This is a genomic window from Mycobacterium nebraskense, assembly GCF_002102255.1.
Taxonomy (GTDB): domain Bacteria; phylum Actinomycetota; class Actinomycetes; order Mycobacteriales; family Mycobacteriaceae; genus Mycobacterium; species Mycobacterium nebraskense.
The window spans coordinates 1-2,081 of the sequence record NZ_LQPH01000182.1 but is presented as its reverse complement, the minus strand read 5'-3'; the positions used below and the strand labels follow the sequence as shown (position 1 = coordinate 2,081).

1 protein-coding gene and 1 pseudogene are annotated in these 2,081 nt (G+C 60.5%); both read right to left on the bottom strand.

Features of this window, described 5'->3' with window-relative positions:
* Window positions 1-151: 151 nt before the first annotated feature.
* Complete coding sequence (locus AWC17_RS30045) at window positions 152-1,768, bottom strand: long-chain fatty acid--CoA ligase (protein ID WP_085981616.1); 1,617 nt, start codon at window positions 1,766-1,768, stop codon at window positions 152-154.
* Between the two features lie 32 nt (window positions 1,769-1,800).
* Window positions 1,801-2,081 (bottom strand): annotated as a pseudogene (locus tag AWC17_RS30040) (transglutaminase); the annotation flags it as partial.

Genomic DNA, 2,081 nt, shown 5'->3' with positions numbered 1-2,081 from the left:
CGAAGCGCTCTGAGTGGGGTGCAATCTCAGTGGCAACGAACTTTGCGGCGAGATCACGAAGCGCTTCCAATTCCGGGCTGAGCCAAGGTGAGGCGACTGTCATGGTGTCCTTTCGGTTAGGTGCTGCTGACGACGTTGGCGGCTTTTCGGGTTAGCCGCAGTACACGACCTGGTATTCGCCGGCGCCGTGGCGTGCTCTCAGCAATTTTTTGTCGTATTTGCCCACACTGGTTCGGGGAACCTCAGCAATGAACGCCCAGCGCTCCGGGATCCACCACTTGGCGACCGCGCCGTCCAGGAAGACCCGCAATTCGTTGATATCCAAGCTGGTTTCGGTCTTCGTGACGATCAACGCCAAGGGTCTTTCCTGCCACTTCTCGTCGGGCACGCCGATCACCACCGCCTCATGCACGGCTGGATGGGCAACGAGCGCATTCTCCAAGTCGACCGAGGAAATCCATTCGCCACCTGACTTAATGACGTCTTTTACCCGGTCGGTAAGCGTAAGGTAGCCGTGTTGATCGATGCGACCCACGTCGCCGGTGCGCAGCCATCCTTCGTCGAGCTTGTCGGAGTCGTTGTCGCCGAAGTACGAGCCGGTGACCCACGGTCCGCGGGCCTGGATCTCGCCGATAGACCGTCCGTCCCAGGGCAGGGTACGGCCATCGTCGCCACGCAGCCTAATCTCGACACCGCAGACGGGACGACCCTGACAAGCGCGTAGCTCCCATTGGCGCTCGCCGTTGGTCCCCTTCGGCGCGCGCGCCACGGTTGCCAGCGGCGAGGTTTCGGTCATCCCCCAGGCCTGCAGGATCGGGACACCGAATTCACTCTCGAAGTGCTCCATCAGTGACCTTGGAACGGCCGACCCGCCGCAGGCGACCAGGCGTAGCGACGAAATATCGTGCTCCGGTTCGGATTCCAGGAAATGCTGCACGTCATTCCAGATCGTCGGTACCGCACCGGCCACGGTCGGCTGCGTGTCCTCGATGATGGCAACCAACGGTGCCGCCTGCAGGTATCGGTCGGGCAGCACGAGGTCGGCTCCACACATCAGCGCGGAATAGATCAGCCCCCATGCGTTCGCGTGAAACATCGGGACGATCGCCAAGACGCGGTCTTCTTCACCGATGGACAGCACGTTGGGTGTGCAGCCAGTCAGCGAGTGCAAATAGGTGGAACGATGACTGTAGACAACACCTTTCGGGTTTCCGGTAGTGCCGCTGGTGTAGCACATCGCCGCGGCCGACCTCTCATCGAGCTCTGGCCAGTCGAATTCGCCGTCTTGATCAGCAAGCAGGTCCTCGTAGCGCAGCACGTTTTTACCGCTGGCCAGCAGCGGCTCCAGGTCGCCGTCGCCCGCTGCGATCACGGTGTGCACCGACGACATCGTCGGCAGTGCCTTCGCTAGAAGCGGTGCCACAGAGACGTCCGCGATGATGACCTTGTCGTCGGCGTGATCTGAAATGTAGCCAAGTTGTTCTGCGGTGAGTCGAAGGTTGAGGGTGTGAAGCACCGCGCCCATCGACGGCACCGCACAGTAGGCTTCCAGGTGTTCCTGATTGCTCCATTGGAAGGTGGCCACGCGCTGATCGTCAGTTATGCCCAGACTCCGTAGTGCGTTGGCCAACTGGCTGATTCGCCGCTTGAGCGCACCGTAGGTCGTTGTGCGGTAGCCCGATCCGGTCGGCGTGACGACTTGGCTGTCAGCGTGGATGGATGTCGCGTGCCTGACGATCGAGGCTACGGTCAAGGGGATATCCTGCATGGTGCTTTGCACAGGCACAATCCTTCAAACTGCTAGTTGGTGAATGAGTCCGGCACTGGAGGAGGTTCGTAGATGAGTTCGCCGTAATTGTCGCGCAGCGCGTCGATGATTTCCGTGAGGGGAAGGTCGTCGAAAACACCACGGTCATGGAGGTATTCCAGGTGTTGAGAACTATCGCCTGTGTAGGCGTGCAACATGGCGTCTCGCTGACCGTCGAATTCGATGGGAGCGACGCGGAAGCGCGCGCATAACTCGCGGTTGAATGCCGGTGTGGCCTTGACCCACCGGCCATTCAGCAGTATTTGACTGTAGC